Raw genomic sequence first — 22,475 nt, forward strand, 5'->3', positions numbered from 1 at the left:
AGTCTTGCAATAATCGCACAATTTCATGGTCTCATCCCTCTATGTTGCCGAGCGGGGCGCCGGGCCGAAGACGGTCGTCCTGCTGCATGGCTTCGGTGGTTGCCATGATATCTGGCGCGAGGTGACCGCGTCGCTAGGGCCCGATATCAGGACTTTGGCCTACGATCTTCCGGGACACGGACTGTCTCTCGAATTCCCTGGCAGCGGCCCGGCCAAAACAGCGGCGCGAGCGGTTCTCGCGGATATCGCCGCACGCGGGATAGCAAGGGTGCATGTCGCCGGTCATTCGATGGGCGGTGCGGTCGCCTCCCTGATGGCGCTTGCCGAGCCTGACAGGATAGGCTCGCTGACGCTTCTGGCGCCGGGCGGTGCTGGGTCAGAGATCAACGGACCGCTGTTGCGCCGCTACGCCGCGGCCGCCGACAGACGGGAAATCCGCGCCTGCCTTGCCGCCATGTCGGGACCGCGAAGCCCGCCGCCCGAACGCATCGTTGGCGTCCTGGCGGACCTACGCCGTCGCCCCGGCCAGTTGCGCAAGCTGATTGAGATATCGGCCGTCATGACCAGGAACGAGCGGCAGGGGGTCATACCCCGCGAACAGCTGGACACCCTCGACATGCCGGTGATGGTGGTTTGGGGAACGGACGATCCGGTGCTGCCCTTTACCCAGGCTGATTGTCTGCCGGCGCATTTTCATATTCATCACGTGCTCGATGCCGGCCATATGCTGGTCGAGGAAGTGCCTGATGTGGTCGCCCAGGCCGTGCGCCGAAACATGGCACGCCGCGGCAGGCGCCTGCGCCCGACATTCGAGGCCGCGGCGAGCTAACTTACTTGCGCCCCGCATCTCGCCAGTGCATTTTGCCGCCGCCTGTGTTAACTCGCAATTAACCATATCAGCGAGGCGACGCCGATGAAGGACACTGGCGAAAACATCACCCCCATCGACACCTCCCGCAAACTGTCCGACGCCGTTCGCGATGTGAAAAATGCCTTCGCCGATCGCGACGATGTCGTGGTCGACATGCGCGAGGCGCACCGGATGCGGCTTGATCTGCTCGCCGCCGAGCTCGCCCCGGTCTTTGCCGACGTGCCCGCCGACATGGACAATTTCGACTTCGTCGTCTCCTCCGGCCTGCAGCCCCGCCTGTGGATCGACGCCGTCAGCCATGTCGCCATGGGGCGCGACCGCCGCACCTACCGCTTTCTCAGGGATACCCGCATCGGCCGCGTCGTGCTCGCCGAATCGACCGATATGAAACCGGTCGCCGATCAGGTCACGCGCTATGTGGCGGAGCGTATCGTCGAGCGTCAGCGCATGATGGAGGGCGGTGTCGAGCCGGCCGTCGCCGACCTGAAACGCGCCGCCGTGCCGGAAGCTGAGCCGCCCTTGCAAGCAGCCGTGCCCCGCAGGGGCTGGTCGACGTTCCTTTCCGGTCTCGGCTTGGTCGCCGCCGGCGCGCTTGTTGGCCTGGCGGTGGCGGCCGCGCTGTTTTGGGATCGCCTGATGGCGATGAAGATCAGCTTCTGATCAACGATCTGGAGGCCTCGGTGTCTGCGCGCCGAGTTCAATGACCTGCAGGTCCGATGGCGGCAAGGCCGGCCCGGTCAGGCCGCGCCGCGTCAGGCGAATCAGCCAATTGCCCTTCTCCCCGTCAATATCGAGCAGATTGTACTGTGCCGCCGGGTTCTTGCTGCCTGGCGACTGCCCGGCGGCGGCGACGCCGACGACCGGAATCCTGGCGCCGCGCCCGCCGATGAAGAACAGCGACGGCAGATGCGAATGGCCGTGCAGCACGAGTTCGGCGCCATGCCTATGAACGGTCTTGTGGAAGCGGGAGATGCCGAACAGGCGCTTTTGCTGGGCGACGGCGCCGCGCACCGGCGGATGATGGATCATGATCACCCGCAACAGGCCGCGTTTGTTCGTTGCGTCGAGCACTGTCGCCAGCCTTTGCGCCTGACCTTCGAGGAAGAAGCCGTTGGCCATGAACGGCGCCGTGGCGCGCGCCGTCGAAACGCCGATCAGCGCGACATTGCCGCGTACGCGCAGATAGGGAAAAGCGTTGCGGTCGATCGGCGCAGTCACGCCGTCGCCGCTCATCCACGCCGCCCAGGAGCGGCAGACCTTGTCGAAGGCGCCCGGCACATAGGCGTCGTGGTTGCCCGGCACCACCGAGACATCCTCCGGCGAACCCAGCGTCTCAAGCCAGTGCTTGGCCATCTCGATCTCGCCGTCGAGCGCCAGATTGACCAGATCGCCGGTAACGGTGAGGTGGTCGGGTGTGCTCGCCTTCATGTCGGCGACGATGGTGTCGATGACGGCATCGTGCATATGGCGGCGGCGGTTGCGCTGCCAGTTGACGTAGCCGACGACGCGCTTGGACGCGAGTTCGCGATAGGTTACACCGGGAAGCGGCCCCAGATGGACATCGGAAATATGCGCGAGCCTGAACATCCTTCCTTCATAGGCGACGCGCTCCCCGCTTTCCACTCACTGTTTCCTGCCCATCCACGGTTTCGCTAGCATGGCTATATCGGACCCGGAGCAGGCCTTCCGCCAGATCGGCTGGGCGGGCCTCAGGGCGAGGCTGTTCCATCTCTATTTCCTGCTGCGGCGGCCGATGACGCTGGGCGTGCGCGGCCTGATCCACGATCGCGCCTCGAACACTGTCTTCCTCATCCGCCACACCTACGTTCCCGGCTGGCAATTGCCGGGCGGGGGCGTCGAAGTCGGCGAGACGCTCGGTGAGGCGCTGGTGCGCGAACTGGCCGAGGAAGGCAACATCGCGCTGACAGCCCAGCCGGTGCTGAAATCGATGCATTTCAACCGCCGCTCCAGCCGCCGCGACCATGTCGGCCTCTATCTCATCGAAACCTTCAACCAGACCGCGCCGAAACTGCCGGACCACGAGATCGCCGAAGCAGGCTTCTTTCCGCTCGACCGCTTGCCGCATGGCACGACGCCGGCGACGCTGCGGCGGCTTGCCGAGGTTTTTGAAGGCGAGCCGGTATCGCCGTACTGGTAGGCTGTCAATCCGATGCTCACGCCGCCTGCCTGAACCGCGCCCGGTCGTGCGGCGCGCCATAGTCGAGCCCAGGCCCGACCGGCACGATGCGAGTCGGGTTGATGCTCTCGTGGCTGCCGTAATAGTGCATTTTGATGTGGTGCAGGTTCACCTTGCCGGCGATACCAGGCACCTGGTAGAGGTCGCGCAGATAGTTCGAAAGGTTCGGATAGTCGGCGATGCGGCGCAGATTGCATTTGAAATGGCCGACATAGACCGGGTCGAAACGCACCAGCGTGGTGAACAGCCGCCAATCGGCCTCGGTGACACGCTCGCCAGTGAGATAGCGCTGTTTTGACAGTCGGCCCTCCAGCGTGTCGAGCGCCGCGAACAGCTCGCCGAACGCCTCTTCATAGGCCGCTTGCGTGGTGGCAAAGCCGGCGCGGTAGACGCCGTTGTTGACGGCTGGAAAGACCAGCGCATTGACCTTGTCGATCTCGCCGCGCAGGCCTGGCGGATAGAAATCGAGAGCGGCATCGCCCCACTCGTCGAAGGCCGAATTGAGCATGCGGATGATTTCGGCGGATTCGTTGGAGACGATAGTCTCTTCCTTCTTGTCCCACAGCACCGGCACCGAAACCCGGCCCGAATAGGCTGGATCGGCCTTGGTGTAGATTTGGTGCAGGAAGTCGAGGCCGTAGAGCGTGTCGCCGGTGGCGCCATCCTCGGCCAAAAACGTCCAGCCCTCAGCACCGAGGAAATGATGCACGACTGAAACCGGGATGATATCTTCTAGCTTCTTCAGCGCGCGAAAGATCAGCGTGCGGTGCGCCCACGGACAGGCGAGCGAGACATAAAGATGGTAGCGTCCGGGCTCGGCCTTGAAGCCGCGCGTACGACCTTGCGCCGGCGCGCCGTCGCGCGTGATCCAGTCACGCCACTGCGTCTCGGCGCGGATGAACCTGCCGCTGCTATCGACATTGGCCGGACGGCCCTGCCATTTGCCTTCGACCAGCAATCCCATACGAAATCTCCTTGCGTGCCTTGGCCAATGTAGTCGCAAGGCGGCAATGTCGAAGCCGTCATCTGCTGAACAGAGCGTCACTCGTATGAAACGCCGGATGAAAACAGCCGATTGCAGCCGCCGGAAATTGATGCTAGCGGACACTCCGCATGTTCGATCTTGGCTTGATCCGGTTTGACCGACGACGAAAGGGCGCCCGCGCTTAGAAAGCGCTGACTGGCGAACGCTGCCGCTTGCAGCAACCTTTCCTCTTTATCGGACCGCGAAGACCATGAGCCTTGCCGACGTGAAATACCTGCCGGAAACTCCGGCGCATGATCCCGAAATCGAAGCCATCAACGACGAAGCCTTTGGCCCCGGCCGTTTCGTGCTGGCCGCCTACAAGATCCGCGAGACCGGCGGCCACGAGCGCTCGCTATCCTTTGTCGCCATGAATGGCGACATTGTCATTGCTTCGGTGCGCATGACCCGCATCGCCGCCGGCGCCGGCCGCGCGCTGATGCTCGGGCCGCTTGCCGTGCGGCCCGCCTTCAAAAATCTCGGCATCGGCCGCCGGCTCGTGGCGATCGCGCTGGAGGCGGCCGCCAAGGCCGGCGCGCCGGCGGTGATCCTTGTCGGCGACGAACCTTATTACGGCCCGCTCGGCTTCAGAAAGATCCCCCGCGGCCAGATCTCCATGCCGCGCCCGGTCGACCTCGACCGGCTGCTGTCGCACGAGATCGTGCCCGGTGCCGTGGCGCGGCTCTCCGGCGAGGTCGGCCATGCCAACCTGGCCAGGATCGCCGAGCAGGCACCAGTGATGGCCTGAGCTCCAGGATCGGTCGCGGCAGCGGCCGCGATGGATCCCCATTGGTCAGGTTGCACCATGGCGGCGACCTCCGTAGCATGACCCGGAGCAGCACGGAGCACGCAGCATGAACCCGAACGGCCAGATTGCGATCGTAACCGGCGGCGGCTCCGGCCTCGGCGAGGCAACCGCCCGCGCGCTGGCCGACAAGGGCGCGCGCGTCGCCATTTTCGATATCGGCATCGACCGGGCATCGAAGGTGGCGGGCGACATTGGCGGCGCCGCCATCCAGTGCGATGTGAGCAGCGCCGACAGCGGTGCGGCCGCGCTCGCCGAGGTGGAAAAGAGACTTGGGCCAGCGCGCATCCTGGTCAATTGCGCGGGCATTGCCATCGGCTTGAAGACCATCGGCAAGGATGGTCCACATCCGCTCGACCAGTACCGCAAGGTGATTGAGATCAATTTGATCGGCACCTTCAACATGATCCGCCTCGTTGCCGACCGTGCCGCCAAACTCGAACCGCTGCAGGGCGGCGAGCGCGGCGTCATCGTCAACACCGCGTCGGTGGCCGCTTATGATGGCCAGATCGGCCAGGCCGCCTATGCCGCATCCAAGGGCGGCGTCGTCGGCATGACGCTGCCGGTTGCCCGCGACCTGGCGCGCTCCGGCATTCGCGTCTGCACCATCGCGCCCGGCATCTTCAAGACGCCAATGATGGCCGGCATGCCGCAGGAGGTGCAGGATTCGCTCGGCGCGGCCGTGCCCTTCCCGTCCCGCCTCGGCGAGCCGTCCGAATATGCCGCGCTCGCCCTGCATATCGTCGAAAACCAGATGCTGAACGGCGAAACCATCCGCCTCGATGGGGCAATCCGCATGGCGCCGAAATAGACGGCCATGGCGGCCGGCGCAGTGAAGACCGGTCCGCTGGCCGGCCTGAAAGTCATCGAGATGGCTGGGCTCGGCCCGGTGCCTCTGGCCGGGCTGATGTTGTCGGAGATGGGCGCCGAGGTGCTGCGCATCGAGCGCACCGGTTCGGACCAACCCCTGCTGCCGCTCTCCGATGCGTACAATCTCGACCGTCACGGCCGCTCCATCCTGCACGTCGACCTCAAGCAGGCCAAAGGAACGGAACTGCTGCTGCGCGTTGCCGAAAAGGCCGATCTGTTTGTCGAAGGCTTTCGCCCCGGTGTGATGGAGAGGCTTGGTCTCGGCCCGGATGCTGCATTGGCGCGCAATCCGGCGCTGATTTACGGCCGCATGACCGGCTTCGGCCAGGACGGGCCGCTCGCAGGTCGCGCCGGCCACGACATCACCTACCTCGCCTATTCCGGTGTGTTGCATGCCATCGGTCGGGAGGAAGGCCGGCCGGTGCCGCCGCTGAATCTGATCGCCGACAATGGCGGCGGCGCCATGATGCTGATCGCCGGGGTGCTTGCAGCGCTGTTCGAGCGCTCGCGCTCCGGCAAAGGCCAGGTGATCGACGCGGCGATGGTCGAGGGCGCTTCGATGCTGGCGGCCCCCATACACGCCTTCATGTCGGCAGGTCTGTGGAGCGACCGGCGCGGCGCCAACCTGCTCGATTCCGGTGCGCCCTTCTACGACACCTATGAGACGGCGGACGCACGCCACGTTGCGGTCGGCTGCCTTGAGCCGCGCTTCTTCGCCGCATTCGCAAGGCTGCTGCCGCTCGGCGAGGATTTTGTCCGCGGCCAATACGACAAGGCGTTGTGGCCGGACATGCGCGCGGCCATTGCCGACCGGTTCCGGCAGAAGACACGCGACGACTGGGACGCGCTGTTTGCCGCAAGCGATGCCTGCGTGGCGCCGGTTCTGTCGCTGGCCGAAGCCAGGGATCATCCGCACAACCGGGCGCGTCACGCATTTGTGAAGGCCGGTGCGCTCGAGCGCCCCGCGCCCGCGCCACGCTTCTCGGCCTCGCAGCCGGCGCTTGCCGGCATGTCTGAAGATGACGATCAGCTGCCCCAGACTGTGCTGGCGCGCTTCGGCTTTTCGACAGCCGAGATCAAAGCGCTTGTCAAAGCCGGCATGATTGGCCAATAACTGGATTTAGAAAATCAACTTACCTGGTGAGCATTTTGGACCAGCCGAAGAAGGACGTCATTCGCGCGACGGACGCCGAGGCGATCAAGCTGGCCGCAACGCTGATCCGCAGCGCCCGTTTCGGCGCCCTCGCGGTGATCGAGCCGTCGACCGGCGCACCGCTGGCCTCCAGGGTCGGAGTCGCCACCGACATCGATGGCACGCCTCTGATCCTTGTCTCGGCGCTGTCAGCCCATACCGGCGCCATCCTTGCCGAGCCGCGCTGCTCGCTGCTTGTCGGCGAACCCGGCAAGGGCGATCCGCTGGCGCATCCCAGGATAACGCTGGTCTGCCGGGCGCAGCCGCTGGAACGCGGGTCGAGCGCGCATGCCCGCGCCGAGCGGCGCTATCTCAACCGCAATCCCAAGGCAAAGCTCTATGCCGGGCTCGGCGATTTCTCGATCTTTCGCCTCGAGCCGGAGCGCGCCAGCCTGAATGGCGGCTTCGGCAAGGCCTACCTGCTCAACCGTGCCGATCTCATCACCGAGGGGCCGATCGTCGACGAGCTGGCCGCCAGCGAACAGTCCGCTCTCGACCACATGAATGCCGACCATCTCGACGCCATCGCCGTCTATGCCCATCATTTCGCCAGGGTTGAAGGTGATGGTTGGACCATGACCGGCTTCGATGCCGATGGCATGGACCTGGCATCGGGCGACACCGTTTGCAGGGTCTATTTTCCGCAGCCATTGAAGACCGCGCGCGACCTGCGGCCGGTTCTGGTCGACATGGCCAAAGCCGGTCGTGCGCCAGCTACGCAAGGATAATCGTCATGAATCAAAAGCACGTCTTGAGATTTGGGCGAAATCATCTACGATTCAGGCGACGCTGAATCAGCAGCGTGATCCATAGCTGAATTATAGCAGCCAACGCTATTTGCCCCCATAGCGTTTGGATGAGCAGGAAAACATGGGGCATCGATGGTCTCGACCAAACTAATCGCCAATGCCGAATCGGCGGCGACATTTCTGACCCTTATGGGCAACGAAAAGCGGCTCTTGATCATGAGCTATCTGGCCGACGGTGAAATGTCGGTCGGTGCCATCGCCGAAAAGGTGATGCTCAGCCAGTCCGCTTTGTCGCAACATCTGGCCAAGCTCAGGGCGCTCGATCTTGTCGAGACCCGCCGCGACCGGCAGATGATCTACTATTCCTGCAAGTCCGAAGCGGTGCGCGAACTGTTGCGCATGCTGGACGGCATTTTCGGGGGCGACTTGTCCCAGATGGCAACGCGTCTGCGCCGCGCCGGGACTTGACCTGCAGGGCTTGACTGGCGGCTCCGATCGCTCCTTACCTCGCTGACGATTTTTCGCCGGCCGAGGTATTGATGGATCCGATCCAGATCGACGACGCGCGCGATCCGCGGGTCGCCGCCTATCTCGACATCCGCGAGCGCGATCTCACCGGCCGCCATGGCCGGTTCGTTGCCGAAGGCAAGGTGGTGCTGGACGTCCTGCTGTCAGCCGGACGCTTTGCTGCGGAGTCGGTCCTGGTCCTCGAAAACCGGCTGGCCGGGCTCGACGACATCCTGCGCAAGGCCCCTGCCGACCTGCCGGTCTACGTTGCGGCAAGCGCCGTCATGGACAGGATCGCCGGCTTCCACATGCATCGCGGTATATTGGCGATCGGCAGCAAGGGCACGCCACAGCCCGCCGAGGCCTTGCTCGACACCTTGCCTGCCGAAGCGTTGATCGTCGTTCTCATCGGCATCGCCAACCATGACAATATCGGATCGATCTTCCGCAATGCCGCCGCCTTCGGCGCCGATGCCGTCTTCGTCGACGCCACCTGTTGCGACCCACTGTATCGCAAGGCGATCCGCGTCTCCGTCGGCGCCGCGTTGAAGGTGCCCTTTGCGTCCTTCGGCGACACTGAAGCTTTCATCGCGAAGCTCGGCGAGTTGGGCTTCGGCCAGGTCGCTTTGTCGCCGCGTGGTGAGGCTGACATTCGTGATGCCGCGCGACCGAAACGACTGGCGCTCTATCTCGGCACCGAAGGCGAGGGCCTCCCGGAGAGCCTGCTTGCCCGCCTGCGGACGGTGCGGATCGCGATGTCGGAAGGGTTCGACAGCCTGAATGTTGCTGCCGCGTCAGCCATTGCGCTGCACCATTTTTCGCCCTGATAGGCGTAGTCAGGCAATTCCAAGCCGGGGCTTGAAACTCAGCTCGGCAAATCTGCCTTCTGCAACGCCCGCACGCGATCGGCCAGGCTGGTGGTTCCCGACCGCGTTTCCTGCGGCGCCGCCAGCGCCTTGGCGATCGGTGAATCGGGTCCTTCGAGCTTGGCCGTCAAATGGACGACCTCAGCCGCCAGATTGTTCATCTGTTCGCGCAAGGCAGAACCGGTATCATTGCCATTGCCGGGGCCATTCCCGGGCTTCGCGGATCCAGAACCGCCAAGCTCCGCCTTCATCCGCTTGTTTTCGCGGGCCAGCGTCGTCAGCCTGGCTTCGAGCCGCTCTCGGTCGCCTTCGAGCTTGGCGAGCGTCTTGTCGATGTCCTCGTTCCTGGCGCGGGCACTGTCTTGCGCACCAACCAGGCCAGCAGCCACGGCGCCTCCCGCAGCCTCGCCCTTCACCCGCTCGCGAAGCCGCGCCAGTTCCTTTTCGCGGCGATCGAGCTTGTCCTCGCGATCGGCAAGCGTGGCGAGCAGGCGCTCGAGCTTTCTGTCGAGGTCGGCGGTTCTTTTCTTTTCGGCCTTCAAGGCATCGCGCGTGGCCTTGCCTTCGGCGACGACTTCCTGATGGCGCCTGTCGGCCTCCTTCCGCTGGCCGCGCAGCACTGAAATGTCGTTGGCAAGTTTTTCCAGCTCGGATTCGCGAGCCACCAGTTCGATCTGACGATTGCTGGAGGAGAAGGACGCGTCGTCGTACATATGTTCGAGCTTTTCCAGCTCGAGCGCGCGCTTTTCCATCATGCGCTCTGTTTGTGCAAGCCTGTCCGACAGCTGTTGTATCTGCTGCTCGCGATGCAGCAGCAATTCGTTTTTTTCCCCGAGCTCCGAAAGCGCCTGCTTCTTGTCCTTGCGCTCGACCGCCAGGCCCTTCAGCGCCTCGCGGCCGTGATTGATTTCGACGAGTTGCTCATTCGCCTGCTCACGCAGCGTCTTGATGCTGATTTCGAGCCGGCGCGTCGTCATGGCGAACTCGGCCCGCAAGCTGTCCTTGTCGGCCTGGATCTCGGCCAGCGTTCGCGGCACCGACGCCTCGACACGCTTGCGTGTCAGCGCGACCGCCCGCCGCCAGATGGCCGGCGCGACCAGCAGTGCCAGAAAACCTGCACACAGAAAGCCGAGGGCGAAGAACAGGATCGACTGAACCAAGGTGACTACCCGTTACGGGCGGGCCGCTATCCGGCAACCGCCAAGTCTGGACTTTGCCATGTTCGCATGACGCAAATCCAGCGCTGCGGCAAGGGTTTGCCGCAGCTGCAGCGGGTCAGAATCTGTTGATCGGGTCGAAGTGTGGTCGGAATCGCTCAGAAGGGATTCCAGGTCGGCCTCTGCGTCAGCTTCAGATAGCCGAGATTGACGCCAAGCCGCGCGCCGACGCCGGTGCGGATCGGCACCAGCAGCACCCTGTTGTTCTGCAGCACGTTGAAGCCGACGCCGGCCACGACATAGGCCGAACCGGCAACGCCGCCGAACCGATTGTAGAGATTGCTGACGTCGTCGAGGTTATAGACGAGCATCATCACCCGCGATCCCTCGCCGCCGAAATCCCAGCCGAGCGAAGGCCCTTGCCAGAACACCTTATGGTCGCCGGCATTCTTGGTGTAGAGCGTGCCTTCGCCATAGGTCAGGCCGCCGATCAGCGCGCCGGAGCCCTCTTCGCCGAGCAGATAGCCATTGGGCAGGCCGTAGGAGGCAAAAATCTTCTCGACGACGGTTGCGAGACCGCCCGACGTCGCGCCGAAGAACTTGTGACCGGAATCGACGATCTCCTGAGCGGTGTATTCCTGTGCCCGCGACGCAGAGGTTGAGAAAGCGAGAGCGCCCATGAGGGCAATCGCCATGAAGAAGACGCGGACAAACGTCCGGTCGTAGAATCGGGAAACCATGCTTCCAATCTCCGTCAGGGAGCACTTTCGCCGACGCCTCGCACCCCGTCCGGCTCTTTAGGCGGCCGTTAAGGATGACTGTTACGGGCAAACTATGCCGTAATCCTTTTTCAACCATTAACCTCCCACATGAACATGGCGGTTCGAAGGCTGTTTCTGACTGTCTGCGCGGGCTCCCATCCTGTGCAAAGATGCCGTTTTTTCTCACGAGAATTGTGGATTGTTGCTGCACGCTCGGGCGCTGTGTATTCAGAATGCCTGGGGAGAGAGCGTGATTCGGGTGGTGAGCGTGGCAGTCGGTCGCGCGGCCACCAGGATGTGAATTTTAGCAGGGATTTTTCGCCGATGGCTGAGCTTTTCTCTCTCTCCGCACCCGATCTCGCAGCCTTGTTGTGCAGCCGAGTCTGCCACGACATCATTTCGCCGGTCGGCGCCATCAACAACGGCCTTGAACTCCTGGACGAGGGCGGCGCCGACGAAGACGCCATGAAACTGATCCGGCAGAGCGCCAGAAACGCTTCGGCCCGCCTGCAATTCGCTCGCATCGCCTTCGGCGCCGCCGGTTCGGCCGGCATGATGATCGACACCGGCGATGCCGAGTCCGTCGCCATCGCCTTCCTGAAGAACGAGAAGCCGGAATTGATCTGGAACGGGGTTCGCGCCCTGCTGCCCAAGAACAAGGTCAAGTTGCTGCTCAATTTGCTGCTCGTCGCCAATGCTGCCATCCCGCGCGGCGGCAGATTGGTGGTCACGCTGGAAAACCTCGACACCGAGCCTCGCTTTGCGCTTGCCGCAAGCGGCCCGATGCTGCGCGTGCCGCCGAAATTCCTCGAACTCCATTCCGGCAACAAGCCCGAGGAGCCTATCGACGCCCATACCGTCCAGCCCTACTACACGCTGCTGCTGGCGCGTGAGGCCAACATGACGATCTCGATTCACGCGACCGCCGAAGAGATCGTGCTGTCCGCGGCCTGAGCGAAGCCGTTCGGCAGGACGCCGAGCATCAAGAACAATCAAGTATCTTTTCCCGCTGATATTTGCGGCAATTCAGAACAGGCAAGTTTCATCGCCGGCAACGCCCCTGCAGAATGGGGCTGCAAACGACATGTTTGTAAAAACTTTACCTAACGGCTTTTCTGCTTCTTTACCAGATCGGCCTAGTGTGCATCCCGATACCCGGATGCCGCCGGTTCGCCCCATGGCAAAGAGGACCCGGAAATGAAGCGCTGCATGTTTGTCGACGATTCGAGCGTCATCAGAAAGGTTGCAAAACGGATTCTTGGCGGCTCCGACATGGTGGTGATCGAAGCAGCAACTGGACTTGATGCTGTCGAGATGTGCGCTGCCGAGATGCCTGATGTGATTGTCGTCGACGGCGCCCTGCCGGACATGCAAGCGGTCGACGTCATTCGCCAGGTTCGCGCCATGGAGAGCACGATCAAACCGCAGATTCTGATCTCGCTGGTCGAGGTCGATGTTGCCTCGATCATGAAGGCAAAGCGCGCCGGCGCCCAGGGTTATCTGTTGAAGCCGTTCAACCGGCCGCAACTGCTCGAACGTTTTCGTACCTTGAAGGTTGCCGCCTGATTCGGCTCGTTTTCGGCCAAAAAAGGACAGCAAAAAACCCGACCTGAGCCGGGTTTTTTGCATTGATTCAATTGGATGATGTTCGCTCAGGCGCTGACGCGGATGTCTTCCGGCTCGCGCAGCACATAGCCGCGACCCCAGACCGTCTCGATGTAGTTCTGGCCACCGGATGCTGCGTCGAGCTTCTTGCGCAGCTTGCAAATGAAGACGTCGATGATCTTCAGTTCCGGTTCGTCCATGCCGCCATAAAGGTGGTTGAGGAACATTTCCTTGGTCAGCGTGGTGCCCTTGCGTAGCGAGAGCAACTCCAGCATCTGGTATTCCTTGCCGGTCAGATGCACGCGTTGACCGCCGACTTCGACGGTCTTGGCATCGAGATTGACCACCAGGTCGCCGGTGGTGATGACCGACTGGGCATGGCCCTTGGAACGGCGCACGATGGCATGAATGCGGGCGACCAGCTCGTCCTTGTGGAACGGCTTGGTCATATAGTCGTCGGCGCCGAAGCCCAGGCCGCGCACCTTGTCCTCTATACCGGCCATGCCGGACAGGATCAGGATCGGCGTCTTCACCTTGGACAGGCGAAGTGTCCGCAAGACTTCGTAGCCGGACATATCGGGAAGGTTGAGGTCGAGAAGAATGATATCGTAATCATAAAGTTTACCGAGATCGACACCTTCTTCGCCGAGGTCGGTCGTGTAAACATTAAAACTTTCAGATTTGAGCATCAGCTCGATGCTCTGAGCGGTTGCACTGTCGTCTTCTATCAGCAGAACGCGCATTTCATTCCCCTTTTCTGCCGCCGGACCATGTCACGACCCATCCGGGACCGGAGCAGTGATTGCCTGAACAGAGGCTGCCATCGAATGGTTAACAAAACCTAATTCCGCACCAAGGACGGTACCAGATTTTTTAACCCCTTTCTACACCCTCTTGAATCTAATGATGAATCACAGAACCAAATCGCTAATGCAACACATTAATAAGTCGGACTAAGTGACTCAAGGGACTCGCTGGCCGGCTTCCGTATCGGGAGCCGGAATTTTTACCCGGCCTTAAGTCCTCGCCCTTATGATTAACAATGCGCGTAAACGAATGGTTACCGCCGGCAAAAAACTTTAGGGATTTGTTTCCCATAGTTCGGGGAATGCCGGTGGATACGGGCGGCGCCAGGCCCTGGCAGGCGGATTGGACGATATGTGCAGGTGTGCGTTTCCGGGAGTACCGAATCATGAAGTCACGTGAAAACCTCGTTCGGCTGAAGCAATTTCAGGTGAATGAGAAGCGGCGGCAGCTGCTGCAGCTCGACATGATGATCGCCGAGTTCGAGCGCATGGCCGTCGAACTGGAGCTTCAGATCACCGCCGAGGAGAAGAAGGCCGGCATCACCGACATCAATCATTTTGCCTATCCGACCTTCGCCAAGGCGGCGCGTCTGCGCCGTGATAACCTCAGAAACTCTCAAAGCGACCTCGCCCAGCAGCGAAGCGCTGCCGAATCATTACTCGGCGAAGCTGAAGCGGAGCTTTCCAAGGCCGAGATGCTGGAATCGCGCGACACCAAGATCCGCGACGCGGAACTCGGCGGTCGCAGCGCCATGATCGGCTGACGGCAGGGTTTTAACCCGACCGGCGCCGCCTGACGCCGCGCTTTGCTTTGCGTGTAGCGCGCCAGAAGGCTCCGGCGCTGCTGATCCGGCCCGTAAGGCGGCCGCAGCTTCAGGCCCGTGCCAAATCCCTGTCCAGGTTCGCCGCTGCCCTCGCCCGCGCTTGCTTGATGTCAGGCACATGCTCTTCCGACCAGGACCGTATCTGGGTGAGCAGCCCCGCCAGGTTCTGGCCAAGTTCGGTCAATTCATATTCGACCCGCGGCGGGATCACCGGAAAGATTTCGCGCCGCACCAGCCCGTCGCGCTCGAGGACGCGCAGGGTCTGCGTCAGCATTTTGGGTGTGATGCCTTCGAGCTTACGCGCCAGTTCCCCATTGCGCATCCGGCCACGGCGCAGCGCACAAACCGTCAGATAGACCCATTTGCTGGCCAGCATCTCGAGCACGGCGTGCGAAGGACACGTCCGCTGGAAGGCGTCATAGCCGGAGCCGCAATCATTATCACTATCCATGAGGTGCCTATATATGGAAAAGGTACATACTGGACAAGGGAATATTACTATCCAAATGATAGCGGCTCAGAAAACCCCAGCAGGAGCCTCCCATGCGTGCCGTTATCCAGAATTCCGTCGGCGGGCCCGACGTCCTCGTCATCGCCGATCGCCCCGCGCCCTCGCCCAAGTCAGGCGAAGTGCTCGTGCGCGTGCATGCCGCCGGCATCAATCCGGTCGATGGCTCGGTGCGCGCCGGTTACTATCCTTTGCTGGGCGAACCACCCTTCACTTTGGGCTGGGATATTTCAGGCACGGTCGAGGCGGTAGGCCCAGGCGTCGATGGCGGCCTCAAGGTCGGTGACGCCGTGTTCGGCATGCCGCATTTTCCCAAGCAGGCCGCGGCCTATGCGGAGCTCGCTGTCACCCTGGCCGATGAAATCGCACCGAAGCCGCAAGGCATTGACCACAATCATGCCGGCGCGCTGCCGCTGGCCGGTCTGACCGCCTGGCAAGGCCTTGTCCGCCATGGCGGCCTGAAGCGCGGCCAGCGCGTGTTGATCCATGCTGCGGCCGGCGGCGTCGGGCATCTGGCGGTGCAGATCGCCAAGGCGCACGGCGCTTATGTCATCGCCACCGCCAGCCCGAAGAAACTCGATTTCGTCCGCTCGCTCGGCGCCGATGAAGTGATCGACTACACCAAGGGAGATTTCGCCGCCGAGGTCAGCGACATCGACCTGGTGCTGGAGCCGATGGGCGGCGACCATGCCGACCAATCGCTGACAGTCCTGAAGGACGGTGGCGCCCTGGTGTCGCTGCTCAATGTCCACGACACCACCCGAGCCAAGGCTGCTGCGCGTGGGATCCGAGTCGAGCGCATGTCCGTCGTGCCCGACCGTGAAGGCCTCGTCGAACTTGGCAAACTGGTCGATGCGGGAAAGCTTGCGGTCCATGTGGCAAAGAGCTTTCCGCTCGAACAGGCGGGCGCCGCGCACGCTTTTCTCGCCACCAGGCCGATCGGCAAGGTGGTGCTGACGGTCTGAAGCAGGCATTACCGACAGGCAAAAGGGCGCGGTTACCGCGCCCTTTTCTGTTGTGGTCCTGGCTCTAGTGCCGGTATTGCTGGATGCGCGTCGTGCGCAGCCCGGCAAGGCCATATTCGTCGATCGACGCTTGCCAGGACAGGAATTCCTCGGTGGTCAGCTTGTAGCGCTGGCATGCCTCGTCGAGGCTCAAAAGCCCGCCGCGCACCGCAGCAACCACTTCCGCCTTGCGCCGGATAACCCAGCGACGTGTATTCGTCGGCGGAAGATCGGCAATCGTAAGAGGGCTGCCGTCAGGCCCAATAACATATTTGACTCGCGGTCTAACAAGATCGGTCATCGTACTCTCTACTAAAAACTCAAAGACCCAATCCCCACCACATTACCGCCACAGCTTTAAAAATTGCCTAAGCGAACCCTAATGAGTAGGTAAGGATCATGAACGCCGCGTTAGTCTTTTCGTCGGCATTTGAGGCAACGGCGGGCAGACGCGCAATTTTCCCGCAAAATCGGCACCGCCGCAAAGCTGGCGCCGCTGGTGTGGTTGACCTATATTCGCGCCACTGCCATTGAAGCGCCGCGCAGAACGAAAGAACCATGAACAGCCTCGACCTTCCCGCCAGCCCGCAAAACACCCGCATCGTCGTCGCCATGTCGGGCGGTGTGGATTCGTCTGTCGTTGCCGGCCTTTTGAAGCGCGAAGGCTATGATGTCGTCGGCGTCACGCTGCAGCTCTACGATCATGGCGCCGCAACGCACCGGGCCGGGTCGTGCTGCGCCGGCCAGGACATTGACGATGCCCGCCGCGTTTCCGAGACATTGGGCATTCCGCATTACGTGCTCGACTATGAGGAGCGCTTCCGTAAGGCGGTCATCGACCCGTTTGCCGAGAGCTACGTTGCCGGCGAAACGCCCATTCCGTGCGTCTCTTGCAATCAGACGGTGAAGTTCGCCGACCTTTTGGCCACCGCCAAGGACCTTGGCGCCGATGCGCTCGCCACCGGCCATTATATCCGCTCCGGAGCCAATGGCGCCCACCGCGCGCTATTCCGGCCCGTCGATGCCGACCGCGACCAGAGCTATTTCCTGTTTGCCACCACGCAGGCGCAGATCGACTATCTGCGCTTTCCGCTGGGTGGGCTGTCCAAGCCTGCGGTGCGGGCCATCGCCGAAGAAATGGGGCTGACCGTTGCCGCCAAGCAGGACAGTCAGGACATCTGCTTCGTGCCGCAGGGCAAATATTCCGACATCATCGCCAAGCTGAAGCCAGCTGCCGCCAACCCAGGCGACATCGTCCATATCAACGGCCGCGTGCTCGGTCGCCATGACGGCATCCTGCGCTATACGATCGGCCAGCGCCGCGGCATCGGCATCGCCTCGGGCGAGCCGCTTTACGTCGTCCATCTCGACGCCGACCGGGCCCGTGTCATCGTCGGCCCGCGCGAGGCGCTGGAGACCCACAAGATCTATCTGCGCAACATGAACTGGCTGGGCGATCGCGCGCTGTCCGACATTCCGGCCGCCGGCATGGAGCTGTTCGCCAAGGTCCGCTCGACGCGGCCGCCGCGCCCGGCCGTGCTGCATCACCGCGCCGGCAGCACCTTTGTCGAACTGGTCGACGGCGAGTCCGGCATCGCGCCGGGACAGGCCTGCGTGCTCTATTCCGACGACGGCAACGAAGCCCGCGTCTTCGGCGGCGGCTTCATCGAGCGCTCCGAGCGCGGCGCCGAGGCCGAAGCCATGCTCAGCCGGCTCGCAGCCAGGCCGGCGCAGATTCCCGCAGAGTAAACACTACCCTCTCGGAGACAGTTTTAGTTTCGATCTGCCTTAAAAGCAGAGTTTCGAAACGGTCTCAGGACTTTGTGTGCGTGACTGTACCCGCCGTCAGGATGCGCAGCACCCTGATGGCTTCCTCGCCGCTGGTGCGCGGCTCGGCCCGCGTCTCGATACACTGGATAAAGTGCTCGAGCTCGCGCGTCAGCGGCATCCCCTGGCCGACCGCGACATAGGACGGCTCGTTGGTGGTGAAGGCCCACTGGCCGCTGTCCTGCCACACCGCGTGGCGGTAGACGGCCAGCTTGCGCTCCCAGGGCTCGACATCGTCGAACACCGCCATTGCCTTGGTGCCGACCACGGTCAGCCGCCGCTCGCGATAGGGATTGAGCCGCGAGGTGAAGAGATGGCTGCGCAGCCCGTTGGGAAAACGCATGTGCAGATGCGCGAAATCGCTGAGATTGTCGAGGAGTGCCGCCCCCTCGCCCCTGACCTCGATCGGCTCGGTGCCGGTGATGGCCAGGATCATCGACAGATCGTGCGGCGCCAGATCCCACAGTGCGTCGTTCTCGGTGTGGAATTTGCCGAGGCCGAGCCGGTGCGAGTGGATGTAGCGGACCTCGCCGAGCTCGCCATTGTCGATCAGCGCCTTCAGCGTCTCGAAGGCGGGATGGAAGCGCAAGACATGGCCGACCATGAACACGCGGCCATTGTCCTTGGCCGCCTGCACGGCGCGCTCGGCGTCGGGCACGGTCAACGCAATCGGCTTTTCCACCAGCACGTCCTTGTCGGCCTCAGCGGCGCGCACGGCAAGATCGGCATGGAACTGCGGCGGCAGCGCCATGACGATGGCGTCGATATCATCACGCACGAACAGCTGGTCGGGCTCGATCGCCAGGCAGTCCTGCTCGCTGGCAAAGCCTTCGGCCCGCGCCCGATTGGCATCGGAAACCGCATGCAGCGCGCCGAGCGCCTTGAGGGTGCGGATGTGGTTGCTGCCCCAGTATCCGCAACCGAGGACTGCAATGCGCGGCTTCATCAGCTTCAAACTCTAATTTCTTGGCCGAGACATAGCGGCGTGCCCCGTCGAACTCAACCCCGGTGGCTTACCGGAGATGCCAGCCCGGCAAAGCTTTTACCGGCGACAATATGCCGGCGCCCCTCGCGCATCGATGCTTGACAGGCTCGCCCTCCCAACCTTATATCCGCGCGACCTTGGCGAACGCCTCGAAATGCCTTTCGATTTAAGGCGGATTTCGGGCCTTTCGCCGCCCTGGCGGGGTAGCTCAGTTGGTTAGAGCACGGGAATCATAATCCTGGGGTCGGGGGTTCAAGTCCCTCTCCCGCTACCACCATTCCCCCCGCTCGTTTGACGCCGTGGGGGAAGGCACCCTCGCCCAAGAGTGCCGTTAACCGCCCAGCGATTTCGACTTCGACGCCGCCGATCCTCGATGGATCTCGAAACACCGTGACGGTTTCGACCAAGTCGCGCATTGCCTCTGCACATTCGGAATCGCCAAAAGCAATGCCCTTAGCAAGCCCGGTCCGAAGTTGGTTTAGTTGTTCCTCGTAGCGAGCGAGCACCGCAGGGTGCAGCGCGATCACTCCCGTAGCGGCGGGCACCCGATCCAACTCGGCTAGAATGCCCTTACGCTCTTCATTCAGCGTTGTTGATTGCGGTCCCAGCACGGCTGGGTCGCCATAGCCCTTGGCAATGGCGTTGACCAGGCGCTCGATCTCCCGAGTTAGTTCTTCAAGCCGTCGCTCCAAACGGCTGCGCCTGGCATCGGTGTCGGCTGCCAAGCGCTTCCGTTCTTCGTGGTAGGTCTGGACGTACTGGGCAATCACTTCGGGATGGCGCAACTCGGCGGAAAGGCCGTTCAGAACTGCAGCTTCGACCGTATCCAAATAGAAGGTCTTGGGATCGGCGCATGTTCCGCTTTCAGTCGCGGCGGAACAGCGGATGCGAATGCGCTTGGACTTGTCCACGCCTTTCGACGACATTCCCGCACCACAGGCACCACACCTCAGGAGCCCCGTCAACATGTGCCGTGGTCGGCGCTGGTGGCTTGGATGAGTGGCTGCACGCGCCTTCTTGCGTGCTTGTGCTGCGTCGAACAGGTCGGACGGAACAATAGCGAGGTCGGGCACTGCGACTACTCGCCAGTCACCCTTGGGATTTGGGCGCGAGACACGTTTCCCCGTGTCAGGATCCTTGATCATTCTGACCCTGTTCCAGATCAGGCGGCCAGCATAAAGCTCATTGTGAAGCAGCCCCGTCCCTCTCTGCACATTTCCATTGATGGTGGAGGCATTCCAGGCACGACCGCGAGGCGGCGGTATGCGGTCTGTGTTTAGATCGTGAGCGATATCGCGCGGGGTTTGCCCTGCGACATACTCTCGAAAGACACGACGCACGATTTCCGCTTCATCCTCTGCGATCATCCGCTTCCCGGGATCGCCTAGCACGTACGAATAGCCATAGGTCAGACCGCCGGCGTGAAGCCCTTTGTTGACTCGGCCGGCTTGGCCCCTGCGGACTTTGTGAGCGATGTCCTCTCGGTATAGCTGGCCAACGAGACCGCGCAGGCCGACCAAGACCGTGTTCACCACGCCTTCGTGAACGGCACGAATTTCGATGCCGAGAAATGAAAGGCGTTTGTGAATGCCCGCAAGGTCTTCCATGTCGCGCGAAAGCCGATCAAGTGCCTCTACGACGAGCACGTCGAATTCGTGCTCACGCGCTTTGTCCATGAGCTGAAGTAATCCGTCACGGCCCAGGACGGAGCCACCGGAGCGTGCTCGGTCGTCAAACGTTGCGACAACGTTCAACCCCTCACGTTCTGCATATGCTCGGCACAAAGCGAGTTGATCGTCGATTGATCGCTCATTTTGGAGGTCGGTTGAGAAGCGTGCGTAGATCGCGGTTCGAGTCATGATAAGTTTTCTCGGCCTGTTCACGCTCGTGGTCTTCGCGAGCCGCTTGGCGCGCAAGTGCTTTTGCAAGGCGCAGAATCGCTCTATCAGGCGCTCGGAACAAGGCCCTTTTTTGGTGCCTCACAACCATTGCGAGTAGCGCTCGCTACGGATCGGCTGGGCTTCTGCTGAAAATAAGAATGCGCGGCTTGGTTCGATCCTGCCGAGATCATGATCTTGGTCCATGTCTCCCAGATGCGCGCATGCAGGAGATGAGAAAAGCCATCAAATTGATTAGTCGCAGAATTGGATAGCAAGGCGTGCTTTTCGGAAATCCGTAAGTCCCAACCTCAAGCCGCAAGCTATTCCGGGCGGCTCTGGAGAAGCTCTCAGGCATGTCTGGCGGGATCGCCTGACTACACCCACCGCCGTCTTTCCGAGGTTGTAGGCAACAAGTGGCGCGGGCCCTCACGACCTCCTCAACCTCGTTTCTAATACTCGTCTGGGCATTGCACAGGATCGATTTCCTTTCCCAATTCAAAGAGCAGAGACGACACGCGGTTGCGCACACGCGGGGGGAGTCGCATCAGCCTTTCGATCAAGCGTCTGCCTTCCGCGCTGGCGATGAATCCCAGGCGTTCGTCTACGGTCAGGAGCGGAGCGGTTGCCTCGCCATTGCCCGGCAGACCATCGAAGAAGCGGCTGACAGGAACATCCAGCGAGCGGGCGATTTCGTAGAGCGTGGAAGCGCTGACGCGGTTGCGCGCGCTTTCGTATTTCTGGAGCTGTTGAAAGCTGATGCGGATCGCACGGGCCAGTTGCGCCTGCGAGACGTCCGACTGGACTCGCAGAGTCGCGATCTGCCTGCCGACGTGACGGTCGGCCGGATGGGGACCGACCTCACCGTTAGGTGCCACACCGCTTTGAAAACGATCCAAGATTTTCATCAAGGCTTCACCTGCTCTGTGAGTTTTGCTGCTTTTCTGAGCTTGGGTTCGTCGCAACGTCTAAACGGTGAAGACGGACGAGGTCATTCAGTACCGATCGGATGTGCGGCCAGGGAAAATCGTCTGGATGTTCCCAGTGCTCACCGTCACGCAGGATGACCTTGAGCTTGGCCAAAATGCCTTCGATGGACGTGGCCGCTGTCTGCGGTAGATCATCCAGAAGTGCCCCTTCGACTGTTTCCGATTGCCGGATCAGTTCGTCTGTTCTCGAATAGCCGATCTCAGCATCAGCAGCGTCCCAGCGCGCCTGGTGTGCCACGAAATCCGCAAGCGCCCTGCCCCATTCGACTTCATTTTCAGGAGAGTGGGCATCGTTCAGGCTCTCGATGGAATGGAGCGTCACGTCCGTACCATCGGCAAGCCGCACCTTGGCGCAGGGAAAGCCAACTATCCTGGCGAGGTGTGTCTCCAACCGCTGCTGTTCGCGGCACAGCGCCAGTGTCTCATCATGGATTCTTTGCCAGCTCCCACACAGACGAAGAGCAGGATCAGCCGCGCTGCCGTCCGTCAGTTCGCCAGCCAGCGATTTTGCCTGGAAGGGCCATGCCGCCGCGCCCGTGGCCGTTCCCGTCAGCAAGCGCCGCCGGGTGATGAAAAACAAATTCATGCTATCGTCGGAATCATCCATGATCCGAGCTCCAAACAGCTTTGCATGGTTGGTGATACAGCCAAACGCTTTGGCGGCCTCAGCTAAATATCTGAATTTAAGATAACTGAAAATCAGATATAAAGGAAGCCCCCATCTGAGTTCAGATGAGGTGATAAGTGGTCGATACACTCGGTACGAATCGGCACAAAGCTTTGATCGCGCTGCTGATCAAAAACCGTGAAGCGGCAGGCCTTACGCAAGTTGAGTTGGCAACCAGGCTCGGCCAATACCAATCGTTCGTAGCTCGACTAGAAAGCGGACAGAGACGTGTTGATGTCGTGGAGTTTATAAACCTCGCCGAGATTCTCGGTTTTAGCGCTCCGTCAGCCATCAAGAAGCTATCGGAAGTAACAGGTTGAGCGATGGGAGCGTGTGACCGCGCTAGTGCAAATTGACAATTTGCAGAACCGGCAAGGAAGCCCC

26 protein-coding genes and 1 tRNA gene are annotated in these 22,475 nt (G+C 61.9%); 16 read left to right on the forward strand and 11 right to left on the reverse strand.

Annotation, left to right across the window (positions count from 1 at the left end):
* The first annotated feature begins 25 nt into the window (after positions 1–25).
* Both ACYG97_RS16390 and ACYG97_RS16395 read left to right on the forward strand, forming a co-directional pair.
* Positions 26–829, forward strand: a complete 804-nt coding sequence (locus ACYG97_RS16390) for an alpha/beta fold hydrolase (RefSeq protein ID WP_023711105.1) — start codon at positions 26–28, stop codon at positions 827–829.
* Positions 830–913: 84 nt separating this feature from the next.
* Positions 914–1,531 (forward strand): hypothetical protein, encoded by a 618-nt coding sequence (locus ACYG97_RS16395; protein WP_023733389.1) that lies wholly within the window; start codon positions 914–916, stop codon positions 1,529–1,531.
* Here ACYG97_RS16395 and ACYG97_RS16400 read toward each other — a convergent pair whose 3' ends face one another.
* Positions 1,532–2,458 (reverse strand): metallophosphoesterase family protein, encoded by a 927-nt coding sequence (locus tag ACYG97_RS16400; RefSeq protein WP_023683636.1) that lies wholly within the window; start codon positions 2,456–2,458, stop codon positions 1,532–1,534.
* Positions 2,459–2,528: 70 nt separating this feature from the next.
* Here ACYG97_RS16400 and ACYG97_RS16405 point away from each other — a divergent pair, with 70 nt between their 5' ends.
* Positions 2,529–3,029 (forward strand): NUDIX domain-containing protein, encoded by a 501-nt coding sequence (locus tag ACYG97_RS16405; protein ID WP_031262104.1) that lies wholly within the window; start codon positions 2,529–2,531, stop codon positions 3,027–3,029.
* Between the two features lie 16 nt (positions 3,030–3,045).
* On the opposite strand, the gene ACYG97_RS16410 is transcribed toward ACYG97_RS16405, so the two are convergent.
* Positions 3,046–4,032 carry a glutathione S-transferase family protein gene (locus ACYG97_RS16410; protein WP_023733391.1) on the reverse strand — a complete coding sequence of 329 codons (987 nt, stop codon included), beginning with the start codon at positions 4,030–4,032 and terminating at the stop codon, positions 3,046–3,048.
* A gap of 271 nt (positions 4,033–4,303) precedes the next feature.
* Between ACYG97_RS16410 and ACYG97_RS16415 the strand changes: the two genes are divergently transcribed.
* From ACYG97_RS16415 to ACYG97_RS16440, 6 genes are all read left to right on the forward strand, one after another.
* The gene (locus ACYG97_RS16415) at positions 4,304–4,840 is read left to right on the forward strand and encodes a GNAT family N-acetyltransferase (protein ID WP_023733392.1); all 537 of its coding nucleotides are present in this window, start codon (positions 4,304–4,306) and stop codon (positions 4,838–4,840) included.
* A gap of 106 nt (positions 4,841–4,946) precedes the next feature.
* Positions 4,947–5,708, forward strand: a complete 762-nt coding sequence (locus ACYG97_RS16420) for a 3-hydroxyacyl-CoA dehydrogenase (RefSeq protein ID WP_023691639.1) — start codon at positions 4,947–4,949, stop codon at positions 5,706–5,708.
* A gap of 6 nt (positions 5,709–5,714) precedes the next feature.
* Positions 5,715–6,881: a CaiB/BaiF CoA transferase family protein gene (locus tag ACYG97_RS16425; RefSeq protein WP_023733393.1), complete on the forward strand. Its 1,167-nt coding sequence runs from the start codon at positions 5,715–5,717 to the stop codon at positions 6,879–6,881.
* A 35-nt stretch (positions 6,882–6,916) separates the two neighbouring features.
* The gene (locus ACYG97_RS16430; protein ID WP_023733394.1) at positions 6,917–7,687 is read left to right on the forward strand and encodes a HugZ family pyridoxamine 5'-phosphate oxidase; all 771 of its coding nucleotides are present in this window, start codon (positions 6,917–6,919) and stop codon (positions 7,685–7,687) included.
* Between the two features lie 153 nt (positions 7,688–7,840).
* A complete protein-coding gene (locus ACYG97_RS16435) occupies positions 7,841–8,176 on the forward strand; it encodes an ArsR/SmtB family transcription factor (protein WP_023733395.1) in 336 nt (111 codons plus the stop codon).
* Between the two features lie 71 nt (positions 8,177–8,247).
* Entirely contained in the window at positions 8,248–9,042 is a 795-nt protein-coding gene (locus tag ACYG97_RS16440; protein ID WP_023683629.1) for a TrmH family RNA methyltransferase, read from the forward strand.
* 38 nt (positions 9,043–9,080) lie between these two features.
* Here the strand turns inward: ACYG97_RS16440 and ACYG97_RS16445 are convergent, their stop codons facing one another.
* Together ACYG97_RS16445 and ACYG97_RS16450 are read right to left on the reverse strand one after the other, a co-directional pair.
* Positions 9,081–10,241 carry a coiled-coil domain-containing protein gene (locus ACYG97_RS16445; RefSeq protein WP_023733396.1) on the reverse strand — a complete coding sequence of 387 codons (1,161 nt, stop codon included), beginning with the start codon at positions 10,239–10,241 and terminating at the stop codon, positions 9,081–9,083.
* A 155-nt stretch (positions 10,242–10,396) separates the two neighbouring features.
* Positions 10,397–10,933 (reverse strand): DUF1134 domain-containing protein, encoded by a 537-nt coding sequence (locus tag ACYG97_RS16450; RefSeq protein ID WP_245259859.1) that lies wholly within the window; start codon positions 10,931–10,933, stop codon positions 10,397–10,399.
* A gap of 390 nt (positions 10,934–11,323) precedes the next feature.
* Between ACYG97_RS16450 and chpT the strand changes: the two genes are divergently transcribed.
* Together chpT and ACYG97_RS16460 are read left to right on the forward strand one after the other, a co-directional pair.
* A complete protein-coding gene (chpT, locus tag ACYG97_RS16455) occupies positions 11,324–11,953 on the forward strand; it encodes a histidine phosphotransferase ChpT (RefSeq protein WP_023669947.1) in 630 nt (209 codons plus the stop codon).
* 243 nt (positions 11,954–12,196) lie between these two features.
* Positions 12,197–12,565 (forward strand): response regulator transcription factor, encoded by a 369-nt coding sequence (locus ACYG97_RS16460; RefSeq protein ID WP_023669946.1) that lies wholly within the window; start codon positions 12,197–12,199, stop codon positions 12,563–12,565.
* Positions 12,566–12,651: 86 nt separating this feature from the next.
* Here the strand turns inward: ACYG97_RS16460 and ctrA are convergent, their stop codons facing one another.
* On the reverse strand, positions 12,652–13,347 hold the full coding sequence (gene ctrA / locus ACYG97_RS16465; protein ID WP_006203583.1) for a response regulator transcription factor CtrA: 696 nt from the start codon (positions 13,345–13,347) through the stop codon (positions 12,652–12,654).
* Positions 13,348–13,796: 449 nt separating this feature from the next.
* Here ctrA and ACYG97_RS16470 point away from each other — a divergent pair, with 449 nt between their 5' ends.
* Positions 13,797–14,174 (forward strand): flagellar export protein FliJ, encoded by a 378-nt coding sequence (locus ACYG97_RS16470; RefSeq protein WP_023669945.1) that lies wholly within the window; start codon positions 13,797–13,799, stop codon positions 14,172–14,174.
* A 109-nt stretch (positions 14,175–14,283) separates the two neighbouring features.
* On the opposite strand, the gene ACYG97_RS16475 is transcribed toward ACYG97_RS16470, so the two are convergent.
* The gene (locus ACYG97_RS16475) at positions 14,284–14,685 is read right to left on the reverse strand and encodes a winged helix-turn-helix transcriptional regulator (RefSeq protein ID WP_023691645.1); all 402 of its coding nucleotides are present in this window, start codon (positions 14,683–14,685) and stop codon (positions 14,284–14,286) included.
* A 92-nt stretch (positions 14,686–14,777) separates the two neighbouring features.
* Between ACYG97_RS16475 and ACYG97_RS16480 the strand changes: the two genes are divergently transcribed.
* Positions 14,778–15,707 carry an NADP-dependent oxidoreductase gene (locus tag ACYG97_RS16480; protein ID WP_023733397.1) on the forward strand — a complete coding sequence of 310 codons (930 nt, stop codon included), beginning with the start codon at positions 14,778–14,780 and terminating at the stop codon, positions 15,705–15,707.
* A gap of 64 nt (positions 15,708–15,771) precedes the next feature.
* Here the strand turns inward: ACYG97_RS16480 and sciP are convergent, their stop codons facing one another.
* Positions 15,772–16,047, reverse strand: coding sequence for a CtrA inhibitor SciP (gene sciP, locus ACYG97_RS16485; RefSeq protein WP_013529904.1), 276 nt, complete (start codon positions 16,045–16,047; stop codon positions 15,772–15,774).
* A 257-nt stretch (positions 16,048–16,304) separates the two neighbouring features.
* Here sciP and mnmA point away from each other — a divergent pair, with 257 nt between their 5' ends.
* Complete coding sequence (gene mnmA / locus ACYG97_RS16490; protein ID WP_023733398.1) at positions 16,305–17,495, forward strand: tRNA 2-thiouridine(34) synthase MnmA; 1,191 nt, start codon at positions 16,305–16,307, stop codon at positions 17,493–17,495.
* Between the two features lie 64 nt (positions 17,496–17,559).
* Here mnmA and ACYG97_RS16495 read toward each other — a convergent pair whose 3' ends face one another.
* Complete coding sequence (locus ACYG97_RS16495) at positions 17,560–18,519, reverse strand: Gfo/Idh/MocA family protein (protein WP_023733399.1); 960 nt, start codon at positions 18,517–18,519, stop codon at positions 17,560–17,562.
* Between the two features lie 236 nt (positions 18,520–18,755).
* On the opposite strand from ACYG97_RS16495, the gene ACYG97_RS16500 reads away from it, so the two are divergent.
* Positions 18,756–18,832, forward strand: a tRNA-Met gene (locus ACYG97_RS16500).
* Here the strand turns inward: ACYG97_RS16500 and ACYG97_RS16505 are convergent.
* The 3 genes from ACYG97_RS16505 to ACYG97_RS16515 all read right to left on the reverse strand — a co-directional run bounded on the left by ACYG97_RS16505 (position 18,789) and on the right by ACYG97_RS16515 (position 22,031).
* Positions 18,789–20,417: a recombinase family protein gene (locus tag ACYG97_RS16505; protein ID WP_031201392.1), complete on the reverse strand. Its 1,629-nt coding sequence runs from the start codon at positions 20,415–20,417 to the stop codon at positions 18,789–18,791. The genes ACYG97_RS16500 and ACYG97_RS16505 overlap by 44 nt on opposite strands.
* Positions 20,418–20,887: 470 nt before the next feature.
* A complete protein-coding gene (locus tag ACYG97_RS16510) occupies positions 20,888–21,343 on the reverse strand; it encodes a helix-turn-helix domain-containing protein (RefSeq protein ID WP_023686247.1) in 456 nt (151 codons plus the stop codon).
* Positions 21,344–21,350: 7 nt separating this feature from the next.
* Positions 21,351–22,031 carry a hypothetical protein gene (locus ACYG97_RS16515; protein ID WP_023669908.1) on the reverse strand — a complete coding sequence of 227 codons (681 nt, stop codon included), beginning with the start codon at positions 22,029–22,031 and terminating at the stop codon, positions 21,351–21,353.
* Between the two features lie 137 nt (positions 22,032–22,168).
* Between ACYG97_RS16515 and ACYG97_RS16520 the strand changes: the two genes are divergently transcribed.
* Positions 22,169–22,411 (forward strand): helix-turn-helix domain-containing protein, encoded by a 243-nt coding sequence (locus ACYG97_RS16520; protein WP_023699715.1) that lies wholly within the window; start codon positions 22,169–22,171, stop codon positions 22,409–22,411.
* Positions 22,412–22,475: the final 64 nt, after the last annotated feature.

It is taken from the genome of Mesorhizobium sp. W067 (assembly GCF_054719525.1).